We start from the raw sequence: 1,401 nt of genomic DNA, 5'->3' as shown, positions 1-1,401 counted from the left end.
GGTCACGTCCGCTGGCGTGGTGTATGAGTCGCCATCGCTGATCCGTGTGGGTTGATGTTATGCGGCGATTCCGGCGGGCTGGTCGGGTTCGGTGTCTTGGCTGGTGGTGATGGGTGTGAGGCGGGCTTTGCGGAGGATCTCGAGGCCCATGTAGCGGCGTCCTTCGGTCCATTCGTCGGTCTGTTCGGCGAGCACGGCGCCGACGAGGCGGATGATCGCGGCGCGGTTCGGGAAGATTCCGACGACGTCGGTGCGCCGCCGGATTTCTTTGTTGAGGCGTTCTTGTGGGTTGTTCGAGCGGATCTGTTTCCACAGCTCGGTGGGGAACGCGGTGAACGCGAGGAGGTCGTCGCGGGCGTCGTTGAGGTGTTCGGCGGCGTCGGGGAATCGTTCGGCGATCATGTCGAGGACTCGGGTGTATTGGGCGGCGACGGCGTCGGTGTCGGGCTGGTCGAAGATCGTGCGGACCAGGGTCGCCACCCACGGCTGCGCGGATTTGGGGACTTTGGCGAGCAGGTTGCGCAGGTAGTGGGTGCGGCAGCGTTGCCAGCCGGCGCCGGGCAGCGCGGCGCCGACCGCCGAGACCAGACCGCGGTGGGCGTCGGAAATCACGAGGCGGACACCGGACAGGCCCCGGGCGGTCAGTGAACGCAGGAAGGCCAGCCAGCCGGCGCCGTCTTCATCGGAGCAGATTTCCAGGCCGAGGACTTCGCGACCGCCGTCAGCGTTGACCCCGACTGCGACCAGGGCGTGGACGTTGATCGTGCGGCCGGCTTCGCGGACCTTGATCACGAGCGCGTCGACCCAGACGAAGGTGTAGGGCCCGGCGTCCAGGGGCCGGTTGCGGAACGCTTCGACCTGGGCATCCAGGTGCCTGGCCATTTCCGAGACCTGACTTTTCGACAGCGACTTGATGCCCAGTTGCTCGACCAGTTTCTCGACCCGCCGGGTCGAGACGCCCAGCAGGTAACTGGTCGCGACCACGCTGACCAGGGCTTGCTCGGCGCGGCGGCGGTGCTGCAACAGCCAGTCCGGAAAGTACGAGCCCTGCCGTAGTTTCGGGATGGCCAGCTCAACGGTGCCGGCCCGGGTGTCCCAATCGCGGTGCCGGTAGCCGTTGCGTGAGTTGACCCGCTCGGTGCTGCGTTCGCCGTATTCGGCGCCGCAGACCGCGTCGGCCTCGGCCGACATCAGCGTCTCGGCGAAGGTTTGCACCATCGCCCGCAGTAGATCAGGGCTCGCCGATTGAAGATGCTCGCGCAGCAGCTCAGCGACGTTCAAACTCGGTTCTGCGGCCATCGCAGGTCTCCTTCTTGATCTAGACAATCCGAAGGATCTGCGATGGCCGCTCCCGTCTGCTGGCAAAGATCAACTCATACACCACTTCGGTGGACGTGACCC

The 1,401-nt window shown here is 66.0% G+C and carries 1 protein-coding gene; it reads right to left on the bottom strand.

Annotated elements, in window-relative coordinates:
- Positions 1–57: 57 nt before the first annotated feature.
- Positions 58–1,299 carry an IS256 family transposase gene (locus tag AB0J66_RS49740; protein ID WP_364676580.1) on the bottom strand — a complete coding sequence of 414 codons (1,242 nt, stop codon included), beginning with the start codon at positions 1,297–1,299 and terminating at the stop codon, positions 58–60.
- Positions 1,300–1,401 lie beyond the last annotated feature (102 nt).

This window comes from Actinoplanes sp. NPDC049598 (assembly GCF_040675435.1).
Taxonomy (GTDB): domain Bacteria; phylum Actinomycetota; class Actinomycetes; order Mycobacteriales; family Micromonosporaceae; genus Actinoplanes.
Note: the sequence above shows the minus strand (reverse complement) of the source record. Positions and strands in the feature narration are given on the sequence as shown.